Source organism: Gluconacetobacter tumulicola, assembly GCF_014174215.1.
GTDB classification, from domain to species: domain Bacteria; phylum Pseudomonadota; class Alphaproteobacteria; order Acetobacterales; family Acetobacteraceae; genus Gluconacetobacter; species Gluconacetobacter tumulicola.
Genome location: NZ_JABEQL010000057.1, coordinates 1 through 2,678, shown reverse-complemented (window position 1 = coordinate 2,678; position 2,678 = coordinate 1). Strand labels below are relative to the sequence as shown.

The following is a 2,678-nucleotide window of genomic DNA, read 5'->3' as shown; positions in this document are numbered from 1 at the left end:
CTGCTCGTAGCTGCTGACGGTGTGCGCCTGTTCCTTGACCACGGTGCTTCTCCCCCTGCCCGCCGAACTCAGCCGAACCGGCCGGTGATGTAATCCTGGGTGCGCCGCTCGCGCGGGGCGGTGAACATGCGGTCGGCACTGTCCACCTCGACCAGCTCGCCCATGTAGAAGAACGCCACCCGATCCGCGCAGCGCGCCGCCTGCTGCATGTTATGCGTCACGATCGCGATCGTGAACTCGCCTTTCAGCTCGTCCAGCAATTCCTCGATCCGCGCCGTCGAGATCGGGTCCAGCGCACTGGTCGGCTCGTCCAGCAAGATCACCTCCGGCCGGGTCGCAATCGTCCGCGCGATGCACAGCCGCTGCTGCTGGCCGCCCGACAACGCTGCCGCCGACGCCCCCAGCCGGTCCTTCACCTCGCTCCACAACGCCACCCGCCGCAGCACATCCTCCACCCGCTCGTCCATCTCGGACCGCGACAGCCGCTCATGCAGCCGCACCCCGAAGGCAATGTTCTCGTAGATCGACATCGGAAACGGCGTCGGCTTCTGGAACACCATCCCCACCCGTGCCCGCAGCACGTTCAGGTCCAGGTCCGACGACAGGATGTTCCGCCCGTCGAACAGCACCTCCCCCGTCGCCCGCTGCCCCGGATACAGGTCATACATCCGGTTCAGCACCCGCAGCAGCGTCGATTTCCCGCACCCCGACGGCCCGATCATCCCCGTCACCCGCCGGGCCGGGAAATCCATCGTGATGCCCTTCAGCGCGTGGTTCGCCCCATACCAGAAATCCAGTCCCCGCACTGCCAGCGCCGACGCCGCGTCCTGCATCACCGTCCCATCCATAATTGTTTTTCCCCGGGCCAGGCCCTCAAATCTTCAGCGCCCAGATCCGGCCTGCCGGCTCCACAGCCGCACCAGCACGTTCAGCGCCAGCACCCCCGTCGTGATCAGCAGCGCCCCCGTCCAGGCAAGCTGCACCCAGTCATCATAGGCCGAGCCCGCATACTGATAGATCGCCACCGGCAGGCTCGCCATCGGCGCCCCCGGGTCCAGCGACCAGTTCATGTTCCCCAGCGAGGTGAACAGCAGCGGCGCCGTCTCCCCCGACACCCGCGCCACCGCCAGCAGAATCCCCGTCAGCACGCCGCCGCGCGCCGCCCGCAGGCACACCTGCAGCACCACCCGCCATTTCGGCGCCCCCAGCGCATACGCCGCCTCGCGCATCGTCAGCGGCACCAGCCGCAGCATGTCCTCCGTCGTCCGCACCACCACCGGCACGAACAGCACCGCCAGCGCAATCCCCCCCGACAGCCCCGAGAAATGCCCGAACGGCATCACCAGCAGCATATACACGAACAGCCCGACCAGGATCGACGGCGCCGACAGCATCATGTCCGACACGAAGCGCACCACGTCCACCACCCGCCCGTCGCGCGCATATTCCGACAGGTAGATCCCCGTCAGCAGCCCCACCGGCGTGCCGATCGCCGCCGCAAAGCCGGTCTGCACCAGGCTGCCCATGATCGCGTTGGCCAGCCCGCCATTGCTCCCCGGCGGCGCCATCGTGTGCACCAGCGTACCCCACGACAGGCCCGGCAGCCCCCGCACCAGCAGCGTCAGCAGGATCGACCCCAGCGCCAGCAGCACGATCACCGTCGCCGCGATGCTCAGCCCCGTCGCCACCCGGTCCACCAGCCGCCGCCGCAGCGCCAGCCCGCCGGGACGGTTCCAGCCCGCCCCCACCATGGCCGCACCGGCCTCCATCACCGCGCGCTCCATCTCAGCCCCCTCCACGGCGCAGCAGCAGCCGCGAACAGGCCAGCGTCAGGAACGAGATCACCATCAGGATGAACCCCAGCGCCAGCAGCGACGCCAGCTTCAGGCTCCCCGCCGGGCTCTCGGGAAATTCCAGCGCGATCAGCGAGGCGATCGTGTTCCCCGGCGAAAACAGCGACCAGCCGATCCGGTTGGTGTTGCCGATCACGAACGTCACCGCCATCGTCTCGCCCAGCGCGCGCCCCATCCCCAGCATGATCCCGCCGATCAGCGCCGGCCGCGACCAGGGCAGCGTCACGCTGCGCATCACCTCCCACCGCGTCGCACCCAGCCCATAGGCACTCTCGCGGATCTGCGCCGGCATCGCCACGAACACGTCGCGCATCACCGCGCACACGAACGGCGTCACCATCACCGCCAGCACCAGCCCCGCCGTCAGCAGTCCGGTCCCGTAGGGCGGCCCCTGGAACAGCGTGCCGACCCCCGGCAGATGCCCCAGATGCCGCCGCGCCCAGGGCTGCACGTAATGCGCCATCGCCGGCACGATCACGAAGAAGCCCCACATCCCGAAGATGATCGACGGCACCGCCGCCAGGAGCTGCACCGCCATCCCGATCGGCCCCGCCACCACCGCAGGCGCCATCTCCACCAGCCAGAACGCAATGCCGAACGCCAGCGGCACCGCGAACACCAGTGCCAGCAGCGTCGTCACCACCGAGCCGAACACCGGCGCCGCCGCCCCGAAATGCTGCGACACCGGGTTCCACACCGTGCTCCACACAAAGCCAGGACCAAACGCCGACCACGCCGAAAGCCCGCCCCACGCCAGAACCGCGATCAACCCACCCAGCAGGCCAAGGATCAGCCAACCCGACAGACGCACCAGCCCCGCGAACA

At 69.0% G+C, this 2,678-nt stretch carries 3 protein-coding genes; all 3 read right to left on the bottom strand.

What is annotated here, in order from left to right; translation table 11 throughout:
- Positions 1-68: 68 nt before the first annotated feature.
- Positions 69-848: a phosphate ABC transporter ATP-binding protein PstB gene (gene pstB / locus HLH29_RS19155; RefSeq protein WP_182968962.1), complete on the bottom strand. Its 780-nt coding sequence runs from the start codon at positions 846-848 to the stop codon at positions 69-71.
- 33 nt (positions 849-881) lie between these two features.
- Positions 882-1,784 (bottom strand): phosphate ABC transporter permease PstA, encoded by a 903-nt coding sequence (gene pstA / locus HLH29_RS19150; protein WP_246374491.1) that lies wholly within the window; start codon positions 1,782-1,784, stop codon positions 882-884.
- Position 1,785: 1 nt separating this feature from the next.
- A partial coding sequence (gene pstC, locus HLH29_RS19145; protein WP_182968961.1) for a phosphate ABC transporter permease subunit PstC occupies positions 1,786-2,678 on the bottom strand: 893 nt, incomplete at its 5' end.